19 protein-coding genes are annotated in these 17,262 nt (G+C 65.3%); 4 read left to right on the top strand and 15 right to left on the bottom strand.

Going from position 1 to position 17,262, the window contains the following annotated elements; genetic code table 11:
- Position 1: 1 nt before the first annotated feature.
- The 7 genes from CNX70_RS17615 to CNX70_RS17640 all read right to left on the bottom strand — a co-directional run bounded on the left by CNX70_RS17615 (position 2) and on the right by CNX70_RS17640 (position 6,709).
- Entirely contained in the window at positions 2-802 is an 801-nt protein-coding gene (locus tag CNX70_RS17615) for a GIY-YIG nuclease family protein (protein WP_096235776.1), read from the bottom strand.
- Entirely contained in the window at positions 786-1,814 is a 1,029-nt protein-coding gene (locus CNX70_RS17620; protein WP_096235777.1) for an aminotransferase class I/II-fold pyridoxal phosphate-dependent enzyme, read from the bottom strand. The genes CNX70_RS17615 and CNX70_RS17620 overlap by 17 nt, the downstream gene beginning before the upstream one ends.
- A 20-nt stretch (positions 1,815-1,834) precedes the next feature.
- Positions 1,835-3,997 (bottom strand): hypothetical protein, encoded by a 2,163-nt coding sequence (locus CNX70_RS17625; protein ID WP_096235778.1) that lies wholly within the window; start codon positions 3,995-3,997, stop codon positions 1,835-1,837.
- The gene (locus CNX70_RS28945; RefSeq protein ID WP_425269257.1) at positions 3,994-5,313 is read right to left on the bottom strand and encodes a hypothetical protein; all 1,320 of its coding nucleotides are present in this window, start codon (positions 5,311-5,313) and stop codon (positions 3,994-3,996) included. Before CNX70_RS28945 ends, CNX70_RS17625 begins: the two co-directional genes overlap by 4 nt.
- Positions 5,286-5,351, bottom strand: a complete 66-nt coding sequence (locus CNX70_RS29285) for a GlyGly-CTERM sorting domain-containing protein (protein WP_197678704.1) — start codon at positions 5,349-5,351, stop codon at positions 5,286-5,288. The genes CNX70_RS28945 and CNX70_RS29285 overlap by 28 nt, the downstream gene beginning before the upstream one ends.
- On the bottom strand, positions 5,348-6,067 hold the full coding sequence (locus CNX70_RS17635; RefSeq protein WP_096235780.1) for a hypothetical protein: 720 nt from the start codon (positions 6,065-6,067) through the stop codon (positions 5,348-5,350). Before CNX70_RS17635 ends, CNX70_RS29285 begins: the two co-directional genes overlap by 4 nt.
- A 75-nt stretch (positions 6,068-6,142) precedes the next feature.
- Positions 6,143-6,709 carry a hypothetical protein gene (locus tag CNX70_RS17640; RefSeq protein ID WP_096235781.1) on the bottom strand — a complete coding sequence of 189 codons (567 nt, stop codon included), beginning with the start codon at positions 6,707-6,709 and terminating at the stop codon, positions 6,143-6,145.
- Positions 6,710-7,134: 425 nt separating this feature from the next.
- Between CNX70_RS17640 and CNX70_RS17645 the strand changes: the two genes are divergently transcribed.
- Together CNX70_RS17645 and CNX70_RS17650 are read left to right on the top strand one after the other, a co-directional pair.
- Entirely contained in the window at positions 7,135-8,919 is a 1,785-nt protein-coding gene (locus tag CNX70_RS17645) for a DUF1800 domain-containing protein (RefSeq protein WP_096235782.1), read from the top strand.
- Positions 8,920-8,928: 9 nt separating this feature from the next.
- On the top strand, positions 8,929-10,383 hold the full coding sequence (locus tag CNX70_RS17650; protein WP_096235783.1) for a DUF1501 domain-containing protein: 1,455 nt from the start codon (positions 8,929-8,931) through the stop codon (positions 10,381-10,383).
- On the opposite strand, the gene CNX70_RS28720 is transcribed toward CNX70_RS17650, so the two are convergent.
- From CNX70_RS28720 to CNX70_RS17660, 3 genes are read right to left on the bottom strand one after another with little or no spacing between them, the layout of a single operon-like run.
- Positions 10,380-10,571, bottom strand: coding sequence for a hypothetical protein (locus CNX70_RS28720; RefSeq protein ID WP_096235784.1), 192 nt, complete (start codon positions 10,569-10,571; stop codon positions 10,380-10,382). The genes CNX70_RS17650 and CNX70_RS28720 overlap by 4 nt on opposite strands.
- Positions 10,568-10,738, bottom strand: coding sequence for a hypothetical protein (locus CNX70_RS28270; protein WP_157751094.1), 171 nt, complete (start codon positions 10,736-10,738; stop codon positions 10,568-10,570). The genes CNX70_RS28720 and CNX70_RS28270 overlap by 4 nt, the downstream gene beginning before the upstream one ends.
- 30 nt (positions 10,739-10,768) lie before the next feature.
- A complete protein-coding gene (locus CNX70_RS17660; RefSeq protein ID WP_096235785.1) occupies positions 10,769-11,248 on the bottom strand; it encodes a Spy/CpxP family protein refolding chaperone in 480 nt (159 codons plus the stop codon).
- 193 nt (positions 11,249-11,441) lie between these two features.
- Between CNX70_RS17660 and CNX70_RS17665 the strand changes: the two genes are divergently transcribed.
- Positions 11,442-12,131 carry a response regulator transcription factor gene (locus CNX70_RS17665; RefSeq protein ID WP_071076833.1) on the top strand — a complete coding sequence of 230 codons (690 nt, stop codon included), beginning with the start codon at positions 11,442-11,444 and terminating at the stop codon, positions 12,129-12,131.
- Between the two features lie 2 nt (positions 12,132-12,133).
- Positions 12,134-13,624 carry a sensor histidine kinase gene (locus CNX70_RS17670; protein WP_096235786.1) on the top strand — a complete coding sequence of 497 codons (1,491 nt, stop codon included), beginning with the start codon at positions 12,134-12,136 and terminating at the stop codon, positions 13,622-13,624.
- A 40-nt stretch (positions 13,625-13,664) separates the two neighbouring features.
- Here the strand turns inward: CNX70_RS17670 and CNX70_RS17675 are convergent, their stop codons facing one another.
- From CNX70_RS17675 to CNX70_RS17695, 5 genes are all read right to left on the bottom strand, one after another.
- Positions 13,665-14,006: a FlxA-like family protein gene (locus tag CNX70_RS17675; protein WP_096235787.1), complete on the bottom strand. Its 342-nt coding sequence runs from the start codon at positions 14,004-14,006 to the stop codon at positions 13,665-13,667.
- Between the two features lie 120 nt (positions 14,007-14,126).
- Positions 14,127-14,696, bottom strand: a complete 570-nt coding sequence (gene dcd / locus CNX70_RS17680; protein WP_071076830.1) for a dCTP deaminase — start codon at positions 14,694-14,696, stop codon at positions 14,127-14,129.
- A gap of 133 nt (positions 14,697-14,829) precedes the next feature.
- The gene (locus CNX70_RS17685) at positions 14,830-15,630 is read right to left on the bottom strand and encodes an alpha/beta fold hydrolase (protein ID WP_096235788.1); all 801 of its coding nucleotides are present in this window, start codon (positions 15,628-15,630) and stop codon (positions 14,830-14,832) included.
- A gap of 58 nt (positions 15,631-15,688) precedes the next feature.
- Complete coding sequence (locus CNX70_RS17690; protein WP_096235789.1) at positions 15,689-16,384, bottom strand: HAD family hydrolase; 696 nt, start codon at positions 16,382-16,384, stop codon at positions 15,689-15,691.
- Between the two features lie 21 nt (positions 16,385-16,405).
- The gene (locus CNX70_RS17695) at positions 16,406-17,167 is read right to left on the bottom strand and encodes a sulfite exporter TauE/SafE family protein (RefSeq protein WP_071076827.1); all 762 of its coding nucleotides are present in this window, start codon (positions 17,165-17,167) and stop codon (positions 16,406-16,408) included.
- Between the last annotated feature and the right edge of the window lie 95 nt (positions 17,168-17,262).

Consider the following 17,262-nt stretch of genomic DNA (forward strand, 5'->3'; position numbering starts at 1 on the left):
GTCAGCCCCACATTTCGCCCAGCACGGCCAGTTCCAGTTCGCGCCGCTGGTTGGTCAGCACGCCGCGCTGATTGGCGAGCATGTCGTCGTGGATGCGCTGTTCGATACGGCGCCGCTGCGCCGCCGAGGACAGGGGCGCCACGTACACCTGGTGCCCGCTCAGGTCGACGCCCATCATCTGGCCGCACAGCCGGTGCTGCAGCAAACGCCGGTGCAGGTCGTCCGTCTGGCCGCTGTAGGCGCGGCGCCGTCCGCCCGCATCGAACTCGATCACATACAGGCCCGGCCCCCGGCCATGCGGGTCGCGCAGGGCATTGGCGAGCGTACCCAGCGCCAGGTAATTGAGGGCGGCCGCTTCCGGCACCCGACCCATGGTGCCGGCCAGGGTAGGCGGGATTTCGCCCTGCATCTGGCCATCGTCCTGCCCCTGGTCTGGTCCCTGGTCTGGTTCCTGGTCCTGTCCCTGGCCAGCATCCGGCTCCTGCCGGTCGCCAAAAGCCGGTTCCACCACGGGATAGGGCGCCGGATAAATCGTCGGATAGATGGCCGGATAGCCGCCCCAGCCCCGGTAGCGCGGCGGCGCGGGACGGCGCTGTCCGCGCAACGGTGGCCGGGCGCGCAGCCCGCCGCCGCGCATGCCGCCGCGAGCGCTACCGGGACGCGGGCGCTCGCCCTCCCATTCGGCCTTGTCCTCCCCTTGCCACTCCTGCGACCATTCCTGTGACCATTCCCCCTGCCATTCCTGTTCGCCGGCCACTCCTGGCTGCCCCGCAAAGGGCAACACTTCAAACGCGTCGTGCATATCGCCTCCTGATGTGATGTTCAAGCAAATCCATCGCCTGCTCCAGTTGCCCGGGCGTCTGGTCGGCCCGCAGCATAAAAGTCAGCGCGCCGGGGCCATCCCCCGCTTGCGCCAGCGCCAGCACGCCCGCTGCGTGCAAGGCTGGCTGCAAATGGGCGCACCCTGGCAGGCGCTGCACGGGGAAGCTGCCGCCCCGGCAAGCGATGCCGGCCGCCGCCATCCCGCTGCGCCACTGCGCCACCCGGTCGGACAGCCTGGCGCGCAGGGCGTCGCCATGCTGCGCATTGAGCGTCAGCGCGCGCCGCGCCGCTGCCAGCACGGCGGCCGAAGGCGGACTGGCATGCACGCGCGTCTGGCTGTGCGCCGCGAAGCGCCGCAGCAGGCCGTCGCTGCCGGCCAGCACGGCCAGCGGCACGCCGAAACCCTTGGCCAGCGAAGCGCCGATGATCAGCGATTCGCCAGGCAAACCATGCAGCCGCGCCGAGCCGCCGCCCTGTGTACCCATTACGCCCAGCACCTGCGTGTCGTCCAGCAGCAGATAACCGCCGCCCTGGCGCGCCAGGGCCGCATAGCAGGCCAGCGGCAAGAGCTGCTCGCTGCCCGGCACATAGCCGTCGGCCAGGATCAACGGGCGCCGTCCCTGCCTGCCCCAGGCCGCCACCAGGCGCCGCAGCGCCGCCACCTCGCCGCTGGGAAACACTTGCTGCGGCAAGCCCAGCGCCTGCGCCCGCTCGGCGCCCCAGCGCGCGATGGCGTAACTGCCGCCATCGACGAGGATCACCAGGCGCTCGGCAGCCAGCATGCCGAACAGGTCCCAGAACAAATGCAGGGTCGACGGCAGCACGCAGGCCGCTTCGCAGCCTTGCAGCGCGGCCAGGTCCGCTGCCAGCGCTGGCGCGCCCGGTGGCTCGCGCAGCGCCGCCGGCTGCCCCAGAGTCAGGCTGCTCCATGGCGCCAGCTGGGCCGCCGGATGGCGCATGCCCAAGTACAGGGCACTGGTAAAGTCGAGCATGCACGCGCCCCGCTCCCGCCCTAGACGCTGCGCAGCTGCTGGCTCAGGCGCTGGCGCAGCAGCACCGAGGGCATGGTCGCTTCGATCGCGGGGTCGCTGCTGTCGACGGACAAATCCACCCCCGTGGCGGCGCGGTAGCCGTGGATGTAACCCTGCACTTGCGGGCGCCAGAAACGTGCCCAGTTGAAAGCCTGGGTGGGCTCATAGATATCGCTCCAGTTGCCGTAGCGCACGGAGAGCAGCAATTGCTCGCCAAAGATGGCCAGGTTACGGAAATGCATCACGCTCGTATCCGTCCAGCCCTGCAGTTTCTTCATGGCATCGACACGGTCCATCCACGGTTCCGGATACGCCACCATCACGCGCGTGGGCAAAAATTCGCGGAATTCCGGCCGCGCCAGCATCCATTGCTGCATCAGCATCTCGATGCGGGCCGTCGACGGCAAGTCGCCAAACTGGTTGTGCGCGCCCTGCGAGAGGATCAGGTGTATCTCTTTCAATGCATTCAGCACGGGGAAGGCGTCCGCCTTGACGGTGGTGTCGTCGTCCTGCTTGTAGAACGAAGTCAGCAGGCGCAGCAAATGGTGGAACGCTTCGAGGAATTTCGAGCGGCTGTCGGCTGGCCGGAAGTGCTGTACCGCCTTGCCATCGAGACGCACGCCGTAATGGTGGTCGTACTCGTAATTGCGGCGCACCACGGTCAGCCGGTGCTGCTCATCTTGCGTGTATCCCCACAGCAAATTGTTCAGCGGACGCAACATGTCGATTTCCGTGTTCGACAGGGGATCGAGGCCGCTGCCCGGCGCGCGCAGGTTCTGGAAACGCTGCGTGATGGCATTCATGGTTTGCACCAGCATGCCCTCTTCGTGCCAGTACGACCAGATCAGTTCCAGCAGGCAAGGATTGGCCAGCTTTTCCTGGATGATGCCAAAGCACAGGTCCACCTCACCTTCCTGGCCGCGCGGGAGACTGATGGGGATGTCGGGCAGCTTGCGGCGGATCACGGCCAGATACGGCAAGGTCTGGAAGCCATCGATGTTTTCCAGGTAATCGTTGCGCAGCACGGTTTCCAGGTCGCGTCCCTGGGGAATGTCGCGCCGGTCCAGGTAGGCGTTGTCCTCGGCCGGATTGAAGGCCAGCGGCTGGTTCAGCACGCCGCAATTGACCATCACGAACGCTTCCGTCGCCACTTTCAGCATGCGGTAGGAATCGGCATCGGAAAACGGCAGCGCGCGGCGCTGCTTGAGCTGCTGGAACATGTCGGCCTTCTTGACGAAGCGTTCCTGTTCGAAGCCGCGTACATTCGCCAGGTCGCCGCAAAACAGGCTGTCCATGAAATGCAGGTAATTCGTAAACGACATCGCTTCGGTGCTGTTGCGTATCAAGGTCCACAGCGGCAAGTCTTCCGTCGGCTCCGTTTCCGTGCGCGTCAGCGATACGCCCACATTGCCGGAGATGGGCTGCGGCTGGCGCTCCTCCGTCTCGTATTCCGCATCCACGGCCAGCATGGCGTTCGGGCTGAGGCCTTCCGGCACGGGCAAGGCGTTGCGCAGTTCGGGCCGCTGCGACAGCATCATCTGGCCCATGAAACGGTGCATGCCGGCGCGCCGCACGGGCGTGGAAAAGGTATTTACGGCACCGCGCATGGGCACCCATGGCGAGGCGGCCAGCACCTGCACCTGGTCGCGCCCGTCGGCGCTTTGATCGCCGTCAAACGCGACGCTGGCGACAGCGCGGTCGCCCACCCTGCCGAACTGACAATCGCTGGGATGGCAGTCAGGCGTTTCAAACACCAGCGCCACCTGCGGATTGAGCTGCGGCTTGAAGCACAGCACGGCGCTGCAGCCCGCCTGCACCGTCACGCACTGGGGCGCGGTGGCGGGGAAATTGCCATACACGCCCACGTAGCTGCCCGTCGCCAGGTCGGCAAACACGGTGCAGCCGCGGCCATCCGTCCAGCGCACGCCCACCAGCATGGCGGGATCGGCTACCCAGGTGGCGGGATTGAAATTATGGCAATCGGCCTCGGCTCCCCGGTACAGGCTGATGGCGGCATTGACGACCATGATCCCGCTATCGTGCTCGTGCACGGTGACCGCGATGCTGCCGCCGTGCTGTCGCGGACCCGCCTGGCCCGCCGCCCCGCTTTTGCTACTCCTATTGCTGCTCATCTTGCTGCTCATGTCATTCTCCTCAATGGATAATCAAACGCCCTGCCGGGCTGGCGGCCATGCCGCACGACATCGGCGCACAGCTCCGACGTGTCCAGGGTGCTGCGCAGGGCCCAGTGGGTCAGCAAACGCCCCAGCAGCTCGCTTTCGTCTTCCGGGCTCAAGGTGCCGCTGGCGCGCGCCTGTCCCAGCACGGCGAACACCAGGGTGGGCGTGGCCTCGTACATCTGCGCCGGCGCCAGGGTCCAGCTGCGAAACAGCTGCGCCAGCATGGCCGGCTGGCGTGTGTGCACGGCCATGGCCTCGGCCAGCGAGCCGCCGCGCAAGGCCGGCGGCCGGTGCTGCACCAGCAAGCCCACCAGGGCCGCCATGCTGGCCTGCAACTGTTCCAGCAGTCGCTGCTGCCCCAGGGGCAGGCCCGCCAGCGGGTAGTACGACAGCCACAGCTGCTCCAGCCGGCTCCATTGCGGATGCGGATACAAGGCCCGTCCCATGGCGCAGCTCAGGCGCACCCGCAGCCATGGCACCGGGTGGGGATCGTCGATATTGAGTCGGAAGACAAACACGCGCGGCAGGCTGACCACGCCGATCAGGCCCAGGGTAGCGGCCACGCCGACGCGCGCCAGCGACCAGAAATCGGCCACGATTTCGGAAATCCACCGCTCCCACAGCTGCCACACATGCACCAGGCCGCTGCCGCCGTGCTGCATCGCTTGCAGCATGGGCCGCAGGGACGCCACCAGGTCCAGCAGGGCCGCGCCCTGATGCCCCACCTCGTGCACCAGCGACGAGGCGATGCTGCTGCCGATCATGCGTTCGCGCGGCAAACGGATGATGGCGACGGGATTGTCGCCGCCGCCCGGCAGGCGCGTACGTGCGCGGCGGATGGCGGCGCCCGGCCCCCGGTCCAGGTAGCAGATCACGGGTGGCGCCTGGTACACATTGCCGGGCAGCGCCAGCGCGTCGGCGGCAACGATGTCGAGGCCCGCCAGCCACACGCCCGTCTTGTGCTCGCTGCGCTGCGTGATGACTTCGTTGAACAGGTCGAACTGGGTCAGCGCGGCGTTGAATTTCAGGCGCAGGAAGGTGAAGCGGCGCTGCGCCTCGGCGGCGCTGGCCATGCTGGCGCCATCGGCGGCTTCGCGCCGCAGCCAGGCCTGGAAATGAACCACCATGCGCCGCAATGCGCGCCGGCCCTGCACCAGCTGGCTTTCGATGGCCGACTGGGCACTGGGCATCAGGGCGGCCGCCAGCACCGTCGGCTCGATCAGCGCGAACGGTTCCAGCCGCGCCAGCCGCGTCAGCAGCGAGCGCGCCTCCTGCGCCAGCATCCAGGCAGCGTAAGCGCCGATGGCCATGATGTCAGACGCCGTACAGGACGATTTTATGGCCCTGGCGCGCCCAGCGCCCGCTGGCCGGGCGCATGCCGCCCTGGCCGCGCGCGCTGCCCTGCGCCATGGCGCCGGCGCCATTGCCATTCTGTGTGGCGACCTGGCCGCCGGGACGACCCAGCAGGCCGGGCGCGAACTGGCGCGCCGCCGCGCTGGCCGCCGCCTGGGCGATGGCGCGCGGGTCGCCCGAACCGCGCGCCTGCGCGGCGCGGTTGACGGTGTCGGCCGCCAGGCGCACGAACTGCTTGGCGCCCTCGAATTCGCGGTCCTCGTTCGATGACGCTTCCGCTTCCAGCCCCAGCGCACTGCCGGCGGCCGAGGCCAGGCCGCTGCCGATCTTGGCCCCCAGCGGACCGCCGAAATAGCCGCCGATGGCGCCGCCGGCCAAGGGAATCGCCTTTTTCGCCACGCCCTTGAGCACGCCACCGATGGCTTGCCCCACGGGCGACTTGATGATGCCACCCGCCACCGAGGCGGCCTTGCGCAGGAAATTGCCGAGAAACTGTTCCAGCTCGGCCTCATTGCTCACCGACAGCAATTCATTCGCCAGCTCCATTTCCTCGGCCTCGGAAAACATGGCGTTCGCGCCGCCCTCGCCACTCCACTCGCCCTGGCCAAACTCGAACTGTTCCGCTTCAAAACCGGACATCTCCTGCCCGTATTCCAGGGTCGTACGATCCATGTCATGCATGATGAGCTCCTCAAAGTTAACACCTCGGTTGACACCTCAGTTTGGATTACCTTGCCGGACAGCCTGGCCATCCGGCTAACAATCGAGCACCACGATGTGCCCGCCCTCGCGGCGCCAGCGGCCAGCGTCCCGTCCCGGCGTTTGCGCCGCCTGCCTGAGCAAGCCTGGCGCCACGCTGCGCGCCACTTGCAGCAGGGCCGCCTCTACCCGCGCGCCGGGCGCGCGCGCGTCCATGCCGCCGTCCTGCGCCAGTTCCGTGTTGACGGCATCGATCAGATGCACGACCTGGCGCGCCAGTTCGAATTCCTTGTCTTCCGGGCTCAATCCTTCCAGTTCCATGCCGAAGATGCCGGCGGCGCGCCGCTTGAGCGCCTGCGGCGAACCACCATGCAGGGGCAGCAGGGGCGCCACCACATTGCCCAGCAGCTGGCGCAGCGGGCCTTCCAGCGGCGTGCCGCGCACTTGCCTGCCCACCACGGTGGCGCCCAGCTGGCGCGCCAGGAAAGCGTCGAACTGGGCCGGCGCCTGCAATTCCAGCAAGCGCGCCGCCAGGGCCAGCGCATCTTCCTGCTGCAAGGGCGGCATGGCTGGCGCATCAGGCAATTCCATCTCGGGACGATAGGCGAGCAGGCGGCTGGTCATGACAGGCTCCGGTGAAAGAAGGGCGGGTGGTCCATGCCTCCCTGACGCAAGGGCCATGCCAGCCATATGCGAGGAAAGGACGCGGGGGAAGAAAGGGACGCCACGGCGAACGGTGTTTCGCCGATAGCGTAAAAACCATCGTTTCCGGCGAAGCGAGTTTCGTTGTCAAGATGAGCTTTCAAACAAGCTTAATTGGCAGGAATGATTACGTAGCCTATCCGCCACAGTGCGCGTCATCAGCAAAAAATATTTTCCATTTTCAAAAAACAAACTTCGCGCTACTTCGACAAAAAAATCCTCAATGACACGCCAACGCCCATTAAAAATAAACGTAGCCAACATGCAAATAGCTAATTGGAAAGAAGATTCTGGTAAGCAAGCCCTACAATTAACGGGCCATGTTTTGATTGCCTGAAAGAAATTAAATGACTGACCCTACTTTGCGCCACTTACTGGCCATCACATTGCTCAGCCTGCTATCCGCCTGCGGTGGTGGCAGCGACAGCAAGACCGGCGCGCCCCAGACCCCGGACGTTTCGGTCGTGCCGCCGCCGTCCACCGCCCCCGGCACCACGCCGGGCGACACTATTCCACCGCCGCCCCTGACCACGCCGCCGGTCAAACAAACGGCCACCTTCACGCGCCAGGAAGCGTCGCGCTTCCTGGGCCGCGCCACGTTCGGACCGGACATGGCGGCCATCGAGGCCCTGGCCGCCAGCGATAGCGATGCCTGGTTCCGCGCGCAGTTTTCCAAGCCGCAAACCTTGCACCGGAAATATATCGACGCCAAGTATCCGGCTGCAGGCACGGCGGCCACCAAGGCCGTGTCAAACGACTTTTATGAGTCGTTCTGGCAGCAAGCCGTGCGCGGCGACGACCAGTTGCGCCAGCGCGTGGCCTTTGCCCTGTCTGAAATCTTCGTCGTCTCCACGCAAAACGCGGCCGTAGGGCCGCAAACGCGGGGCCTCGCCAGTTACTACGATATGCTGGGACAACAGGCGTTCGGCAACTTCCGCACCCTGCTGCAGGGTATGGCCACGCACCCGATGATGGGGCTGTACCTGTCGCACCTGCGCAACCAGAAGGAATCGGCCACGCGCACACCCGACGAAAATTTCGCGCGCGAAGTCATGCAGTTATTTACCATCGGCCTGTACCAGCTGAACGCGGATGGCTCATTGAAACTGTCCGGTGGCAAACCCATCGACACCTACACGCGCGACGATGTGAGCGGCCTGGCGAAAGTGTTTACGGGCTGGAGCTGGGCCGGCCCGGACCAGGACGCGAAGCGTTTTTTTGGCAGCCTGGCCGATCCGGACCGCGACTGGAAACCGATGCAGAACTATGCGGCGTTTCACTCCACCAGCGAAAAGCGCTTTCTCGGCGTGAGCGCGGCCGGCGCCGGCGGCGGCGAAGCGGACATGGCACTGGCCCTCGACACCCTGTTCAATCATCCGAACGTTGGACCTTTCTTTGGCCGCCAGCTGATCCAGCGCCTGGTCACCAGCAATCCCGGCCCGGCCTATGTGGCCCGGGTCGCGGCCGCCTTTGCCAACAATGGTGCGGGCGTGCGCGGCGACATGCAGGCCGTGATCCGCGCCGTGCTGCTGGACCCCGAGGCGCTGGCGCCAGCCGGCAGCACCCTGCGCACGGGCAAACTGCGCGAACCGCTGGTGCGTCTGGGCAACTGGATGCGCGCGTTTAGCGCCAAGGATGCTGCTTTGCAGTACCGCATCTATTACCTCAGCGATCCGCTGTCGGGACTGGGCCAGAACCCCATGAACGCGCCGTCCGTCTTCAACTACTTCCGTCCCTCCTACGTGCCGCCCAATTCCGCGCTGGCAACGGCGGGCCTGGTGGCGCCGGAAATGCAGATCACGTCTGAGCCATCCGTCACCGGTTACCTGAACTTCATGCAGGATGCCATCAGCGGCGGCGTGGCGGAAAGCCGTGCCGTGCGGGCCGACTACTCGGCCGAACTGGCCCTGGCCGAGCAGCCTGCCGCCTTGCTGGAGCGGGTCAACTTGCTGCTGATGTCGGGCAATATGTCGTCCCGGCTGCGCAGCAAAATCCTCTCGGCCATCACCAGCATCGCGATACCCGCCGCCAGCGGCAGCAATGCCGCACAAGTGACGACGGCGAAAACCAACCGCGTGCACCTGGCCATTTTCCTGGCCATGGCCTCGCCTGAATACCTGGTTCAAAAATAAGGAAGCTGCATGACTACCCCCTCCTACCCCTCCCACTTCTCGCGCCGGCGCTTCCTCGGTTCCATGCTGGGCCTGGCCGGCAGCACGGCTGCGCCATTCGCCCTCAACCTGGCCGCCATGGGCCAGGCCGCAGCCCAGTCGGCCGACGACTACAAGGCTCTCGTGTGCCTGTTCATGGCCGGCGGCAACGATACCTTCAACACGGTGCTGGCCACCGACACGCCATCCTGGAGTGAATACTCGCGGTTACGCAACACGGGCGGCAACGATTCGATCCACCTGCCCGGCGTGGGCGAAACGGGCGGCGTGCTGCCGATCGTGCCCGCCACGGCGCAGGCAGGCCGCAGCTTTGCGCTGCATCCCGCCCTCGCCCCCGTGAAAGACCTGTTCGACGGCGGCCGCGCCGCCATCCTTGCCAATGTGGGCACCCTGATCCAGCCTGTGACCCTGGCGCAATACAAGGCGGGCAATGTGGCCCTGCCGCCGAAACTGTTTTCGCATAACGACCAGCAATCGACCTGGCAATCGGGCTTGCCGGAAGGCGCCAGCGTGGGCTGGGGCGGACGCCTGGGCGACCTGCTCGGCACGGGCAACGGCTATGCCACGTTTACGGCCATCTCGGCCGCGTCGAACGCGCTGTTCCTCAGCGGGCGCCAGGTGCGCCAGTTCCAGGTGGGCCAGGCGGGCGCCGTACCGATCCGCCATATCGGCAGCGGCTATCTGTTCGGTACCACCCAGGGCGAGACCGCCTTGCGCGACATCATCAGCACGGCGGGCGACGACCTGATGGAGCAGGAACACGTGGCGACGGTGCAGCGTGCCATTTCCAGCCAGGGCGTACTGAGCGGCGCCATGCTGGCGGCCGGCGCGGGCGGCGTGCCGAATCCGCCGCCCTATGTCAACCCGAACACGGGCGTGTCCGGCGTCAACCAGCTGGCCGTGCAATTGCAAACCGTGGCGCGCATCATCGGCGGGCGCGGCGCCCTGGGGGCGAAACGGCAAGTGTTTTATGTGACCCTGGGCAGTTTCGACACGCATGACCGCCAGAAGGAGTTGCATGGCGACCTGATGGCGCGCCTGGCGCACGCGCTGGTGTATTTCGACGCCAGCCTGGCGGCCCTGCAGGGCGCCGACCTGCGGCGCCAGGTGACGACGTTTACGGCGTCGGACTTCGGCCGCACCTTCAGCAGCAATGGCGACGGCACGGATCACGGCTGGGGCGCGCACCACTTTGTCGTGGGCGGCGCCGTGAAAGGTGGCGACATCTACGGCGCCTTCCCAACCACGGGCCTGGGCCATGCGCTGGATGTGGGTTCCGGCGCCCTGCTGCCGACCACCTCCGTCGACCAGTACGGCGCCACCCTGGCCAAGTGGTTCGGCGTGGCCGACAGCCAGTTGGCCGAGGTGTTCCCGAACATCGGCAACTTCAGCCGGCGCGACCTGGGGTTCATGACGGCAACTTAACCGTTCACGGCGATAGCCAGGGTGACGACATAGCCCTGCGTGGCATTGCCCGTCACCGTGGCCATCTGCAAGCTGGCGCCGTCGGCAAAGACGTTGTCGGTGGCGTAGCGGATCAAGGGCAAGGTGGCGGCGCGGGCCAGCAGCCAGCGCAGCAATTGCCGCCGCTCAGCGGCCTGGTGCCGCGTCATTTCGAGCGCGGATGCCAGACCGTGACCAGGTAGTTCCACATATATTCCAGCAAGTGGGGCAAGCCCGCCAAGGCGGGATTCAGGCTGGCGCACAGGTACAGCGCCTGTGAAGCATGTCGCGAGAGCGCCTGCAAGCTGCTGCCCGGACGCAAGGCATGGATGCGCATGCTGACTCTCCCTGTGCTCGCGCCTGCCGCTTACTCGGCGCGCTCGAGGTGGCGCGAATCCTGGCGCGGACCCTGGCGGCTGTCGTGCCGCTTCTGCACCTGCTGGCGCTGTTCCGGCGTCAGCACGGCCAGCAATTGCTGCTCCAGCCGCGCATGCAGCAAGCTGATCTTCGCCATGGCTTGCGCCGCCGTATTCGCCAGCGCGCCAGCCTTCGCATCGTCGTAGGCGCTGGATGCAGCCAGCTCGCGCAGCTGCGCATGGGCCTTGAAAGCGATCTTTTCCTGTTCCCGCAGCAAGGGCGCCTGGGCGTAGGTGGCGGCGAAGACCTTATCCTGCTGCGCCTCGCTCAACTCGATACCGTGCAGAAACGGCGGCAAGCCGGGCGGCGGCCCCGGCATGGCGCGCGCTAGCGGGCCGTCCGGCGCAGATTCTTGCTGGGCCAGTGCCAGCAGCGGCATGCTGCAGGCGGACAGCAGCAACAGGGATACGGCAATACTCAGATGTTTCATCGGACTTTCCTTTCGTGGCGATCAGCCCTGATTGTCGGCGTCTGGCGTGTAAAGCAACGTTAGGGTGGCGTAAAAGCGTGTAAAGGAAGCGGCGAAAATGTAAGCAGACGTATGTAAAAGCGGGTAAAACCGCTCTGAATCGCCCCTGTTGACTGCTATCATCGGGCGATATTCACCCGAAAAAAGCACAGGCATGAGCAAGGTTTTGTTAATCGATGACGACGTGGAACTGGTCGGCATGTTCCAGGAATACCTGACGCAGGAAGGTTTTGACGCCCGCGCCGTGCATGACGGCGAAAGCGGCGCGGCCGAAGCGCTGACGGGCCTGTACGCCATCGCCGTCCTCGACGTCATGATGCCGCGCATGAATGGCCTGGAAACCCTGCGCCGCATCCGCGCCGGCAGCAACCTGCCCATCCTGATGCTGACGGCGCGCGGCGACGACACGGACCGCATCGTGGGCCTGGAGCTGGGCGCCGACGATTACGTGACCAAGCCGTGCACGCCGCGCGAGCTGACGGCGCGCATCCGCGCCATCCTGCGCCGTTCGCAAGCGGCGCCGCACGACAGCTCGGGCCTGGCGCCGCTGGCCGTTGGGCAACTGACGATGTGGCCGGAACAGCGCCGCGTTGCCTGGGCCGGTGCGCACCTGGAGCTGACGAGCACGGAATTCAATCTGCTGGAAGTGCTGGTACGCCATGCGGGCAAGCCCGTGAGCAAGAATCAATTGTCGGAACTGGGCCTGGGCCGGCCCATGGCGCGCTTCGACCGCAATATCGACGTGCACTTGAGCAGCCTGCGCCGCAAGCTGGGCAGCCTGGCCGACGGCCGCTCCTGCCTGCAGACCGTCTACCGTCTCGGCTACCAGCTGATCAAGGAGTAAGCGTGGGCCGTTTGTTCTGGAAGTTTTTTCTGTGCATCATGCTGGCGCAGGTAACGGCCACCATCGGCATCGGCGGCACTTTCTGGCTGAAAAACCGGGCGGCACAGCAGGAACGCGCCCTCGACATCGACACCAGTCCGCCCGCGCAAATGATCATCGAGGCCGCCAGCGCCACCGTGGAAGCGGGCGGCAGCCAGGCCTTGCGGCAATTCCTGGGCAAGCTCGAACGCATGCGCGTGTTTGCCGTCGATGCCAAAGGGCAAGAGCTGATGGGCCGCAGGGTCCATCCGGCCATACTCCACAAGGCGCGCGCGCTGCTGGCGCAAGGCGCGCCCCATGCCGTGGTACGTGAGGTGATCAGCAGCGACGGCGTGCGCTACCTGCTGTTCCTGCCCTCGTCCGAGCGCTTTCGCACTGGCGAGGCGGGCGCCGCGCGCGACACGCTCAACGCCGTCACTCTGAGCGGCCCGCACGGCATGGGAGCCGGTCCACGGCCCAGCGAAGCGGGCGCCCCGCCGCCACGCGGCGACTTCGGCCGCGGCATGCCGCCCGGACCGCGCATGGACAGTCCCTACCGCACCTTCATTCCCCTGGCCGCCGCCATCGCCGCCAGCCTGCTGTTCTCCTTCTTGCTGGCCTGGTATTTTGCGCGTCCCATCCGCGACCTGCGGCAAGCGTTCGAGGCCGCCTCGCATGGCGACCTGGCGCCGCGTTTTCACGCCAGCGGCAAGCGCGGCGATGAATTGACGGACCTGGGCCGTGATTTCGACCGCATGACGGGCCGTTTGCGCAGCCTCATGGAAAGCCAGACGCGCTTGCTGCATGATGTATCGCACGAACTGCGCTCGCCGCTGGCGCGCTTGCAAGCGGCCATCGGTCTGGCGCATCAACAGCCGGACAAGATGGACGCCTCGATGCAGCGCATCGAACGCGAAAGCGAACGCATGGATAAGCTGATCGGGGAACTGCTGACCCTGTCGCGGCTGGAAGCGGGCGCCGCCTCTCCCCTCAGCGAAGACGTCGACATCGCCGACCTGTTGCACGACATGATGGAAGACGCCCGCTACGAAGCGAAGGCGCGCCAGGTGGGCATCGCCCTGGCGGGCGACGCGGCCATCGCCGACGCCGCTGTCACGGGCCGGCCGGAACTGCTGGCGCGCGCCGTGGAAAACGTGGTGCGCAATGCCGTCAAGCACAGCCCCGACGGCGGCACGGTGGAAGTAAATTTATCGCGCCTGCACGACGGCAAGCAGGATCTGCTGCGCATCGCCGTGCTGGACCGGGGCCCCGGCGTGGCCAGCGCCGACCTGGCCAGCATCTTTCAACCGTTCTTCCGCGCCAGCCATACCCAGCACAGCACGGACGGTCATGGCCTGGGCCTGGCCATCGCCCAGCACGTCATCAGCGCCCATGGGGGACGTATCGGGGCCAGCTTGCGCAGTGGTGGCGGGCTGTGCGTGGAAATGCTGTTGCCCGTCAAAACGCCAGGCTGACCTGTCGGCGAGCCTGGTGTTTTGATGCACGGATATGCTGTTACGCCTGCGTATCGATGATGCTGCCCAAGGTAGACGAGGTCGATTGGGCCGGACTCGTCGCCGTATCGGCGCTGCTGGCCGTCTGAGAAGCTTGCTGCGCCGCCTGTTGCGCGGCGGCCGCTTGCAGTTGCGCAATTTGCGCCTGCAAGGCCTGGATTTGCTGTGCCAGCTGCTGTTGCAGCTTTTGCGACGCCTCCGTCTGCGTGCCCTTTTGTGATTCCGTCAACTCTTTTTGCGCCGCCGTGATCTGCTTTTGCAGCGCCGCGATCTGCGAACTGCTGCCTGAACTGGCGCTACTGGCCGCGCTGACTGCGCCGCTTGAACCGATTGCCGCTACCATGATGCCTCCCGAATGTGTCGATACCAAGGTTAACGGCAGGCAGGGGCGCGGATGTAGGGCGGCAGGTGTAAAGGCAGGTAAAGACAGGGAAAGACGGCTGGCGCCCCACCCTTCCAGCGATCAGGTCTTGGGCAAGGTCACGCCAACCTGGCCCTGGTATTTGCCGCCGCGATCCTTGTACGAAGTTTCGCACACTTCATCCGATTCGAAGAACAGCACTTGCGCCACGCCTTCGTTGGCGTAGATTTTCGCCGGCAACGGTGTCGTATTCGAAAACTCCAGGGTCACAAAACCTTCCCATTCCGGTTCGAACGGGGTGACGTTGACGATGATGCCGCAGCGCGCATAGGTGCTCTTGCCCAGGCAAATCGTCAATACATTGCGGGGAATGCGGAAATACTCGACCGTGCGGGCCAGTGCAAACGAGTTCGGCGGGATGATGCAATAGCCTTTGCCGGACACATCGACGAAGTTATTCGCGTCAAAATCCTTGGGATCGACGATGGTGGTGTTGATGTTGGTAAACAGCTTGAACTCGTCGGCGCAGCGGATGTCATAGCCATAGCTGGAGGTGCCATAGGAAACGATGCGGTTACCGTCGCGTTCCTTGACCTGGCCCGGTTCGAACGGCTCGATCATGCCCGTTGATTCAGCCATGCGGCGTATCCATTTGTCGCTTTTAATCGTCATCGCAGAGGGTTCTTTCTAGAATATCGGAATGGCGGGGGCCGCACGCCTGCTGCAGGCGCGGCCCGAATGGCAGGATTTTACGCGAAAATCCGCCACTGTTGGCCCTTGCAAGATGAAAATCGTTGGTCTCAGGCTACTGTTTCGCCAGCAATGCAGTGATCATCTCGCGCACCACTTGCGCCGTCAGTTCAGGGTTTTCCATGGGAAACAGATGGCCGCCCGGCACCTGGCGGAAAAACTTGCCGACCAGCTTGCGCGTGGCCTTCAAGCCCGCCTGGCGGCATTCCACCGATTCCGTGCCACCGATAAAGCCGATGGGCACCTGCAAACCATCCTTGACGAGGCCGCCGATGTGATGCGGCAAGCTGCGGTAGACATCCGTTTCCACTTCGCGCGTAAAGCGCAGCTGCACCCCGTCCGGATGGGGAACCAGGCCGCTGTCGATGTAGTCGCGCAACACCTGCGGCGCCCAGATGGCAAACATGTCCTTGGCGGCAAAGTGGGTATACGCGGCTTGCGCATCGGGCCACAGCTTGCGCCGCCGGGCGGAAAAGCGCGACGGCGAAAACCGCTCGCCCAGCGCCGTATTGCGCGCCAGGCGCACCAGCAAGGCGCGCCAGCCCGCCACCACGGGCGAATCGAGCAAGACCACGCAGCGCACCAGGTCGGGCCGCTGCTTGGCCACCATCACGCTGAGCATGCCGCCCAGCGAATGGCCGACCAGGATCACGGGCGCGCTGTAGCGGCGTTCCAGGTCATCGATATACTCGCGCACCAGCTCGGGCCAGCCCGTGCTGACGGGGTAAGCGGGGTCGTGCGCATGCATGTCGAGCGCCTGCACGCTGTAGTGCTGGCCCAGCAGGCCGAACAGCTTGCGGTAGGTGCCTGCAGGATAGCTGTTGGCATGGGCAAAGTGCAGTTGCGGGAGTGTCATCGTGGGATGGTGCCGGTGAATGCGATAGGCAATTGTAATGGCATGCCGGCAAGCCGTATCAGAGGAAGGCCTCTAATTGCCCCCGCGCCTGGGCCATGCCGGGCACGAACGAGGCCAGCACCGCGCCCAGCTCGGCGCTTGATTCCACCACGCAAAAGGCATCGTCGAACGCATGCTCGCGGTTCATGTGATTGCGCACGATGATGCATTCCAGCCCGGCGGCCCTGGCGGCGCGCAAGCCGCGCGGCGAATCTTCCACCGCCACGCACTGGGCGGCGGACAGGCCCAGGCGCTGCAAGCCCAGCTGGTAGCCGTCGGGGGCAGGCTTGCTTTCGCCATACATTTCACGCGTCAGCACGAAGTCGAAGTGAGGCAACATGCCCGTGGCCGCATGGCTGATCTGGAAATGCTGTGCATAGGCGCTCGTCACCACGCCCATGGCCACATGCGGGCGCAGCGCAGCCAGCACTTGCCCGATGCCGGGCATGGCAAGCCCAGGCGCCTGGCGCAGCCGTTGCGCAAACAGCACGGTACGCTCGGCGCGCAGGCGCTCGACCAGTTCGATGGCGTGGCCCTGCCCCAGCAGCACATGCCAGGCGCCGTAGTTATTGTCCAGGAACCAGTCAAAGAATTGCTTTGGCGTCAGGTCTATGCCGAAGGGCGAGAGCAAGTCGCGGTTGCTTTCGTAAAACAGCTGCTCGGTGTTGACCAGCACGCCATCGTTATCCCACAGCACGCCCTGGATGGTTTTCATGGCTTGTCGTCGTCTAAAAACTTACTTGAAGAAAATGTCGTAGGACAACTTGAAGATCAGCAGCACCAGCAGCACGAGGAAGAGGATGCGCACGAAGGCGGCGCCGCGGCGCACGGCGATCCAGGTGCCTGTCAGGGCGCCCAGGATATTGCACACGGCCATCGGTGCGGCCACCGCGTACACCACGTGGCCAGCGGGAATGAAGAAAGCCAGCGCGGCCACGTTGGTGGCGATATTCACCAGTTTCGAGCAGGCCGAGGCGAGGATGAAATCGAAGCCGAAGACGCGGATGAAGAGGAAAATCAAAAAGCTGCCCGTGCCTGGCCCGAAGAGGCCGTCATAAAAGCCGATGGCGCCGCCGATGACGATGGCGAGGATGCGTTCGCGCGGGCCGATGGGGCGCGCTTCGCGCGTCGTGCCGAAATCCTTCTTGATGAAGGTGTAGATGGCCATGATGATGATCAACACCAGCACCATCGGCCGCACCACCTGCTGCGGCACATACGATACGGCGGCCGCGCCGAGGAAGGACATGACGAAGGCGCTGGCCACGGCGGGCAGCACCAGCAGCCAGGGGATGTGCACCTTGCCGACAAAGGAACGGGCGGCAAACGTGGTGCCGCAGGCCGACGCCAGTTTATTCGTGCCCAGCAAGGACGTGGAAGCCATGTTCGGCATCAGATTGAACAGGGCCGGCAGCTGTATCAGCCCGCCCCCGCCCACGGCGGCATCGATCAGGCCGGCAAAGAAGGCAAATAAACACAGCAGCGAGATGGTCAGCATGATAGGCAATGAGGAATGGGCGACAGCGGCAGTATAGGCGCCGTGGATTTTTCCGGATGCAACTTCAAATTGCGGAAAACGCAATCGGGCGTAAC

This window comes from Janthinobacterium svalbardense, assembly GCF_002327145.1.
Lineage (GTDB): Bacteria > Pseudomonadota > Gammaproteobacteria > Burkholderiales > Burkholderiaceae_D > Janthinobacterium > Janthinobacterium tructae.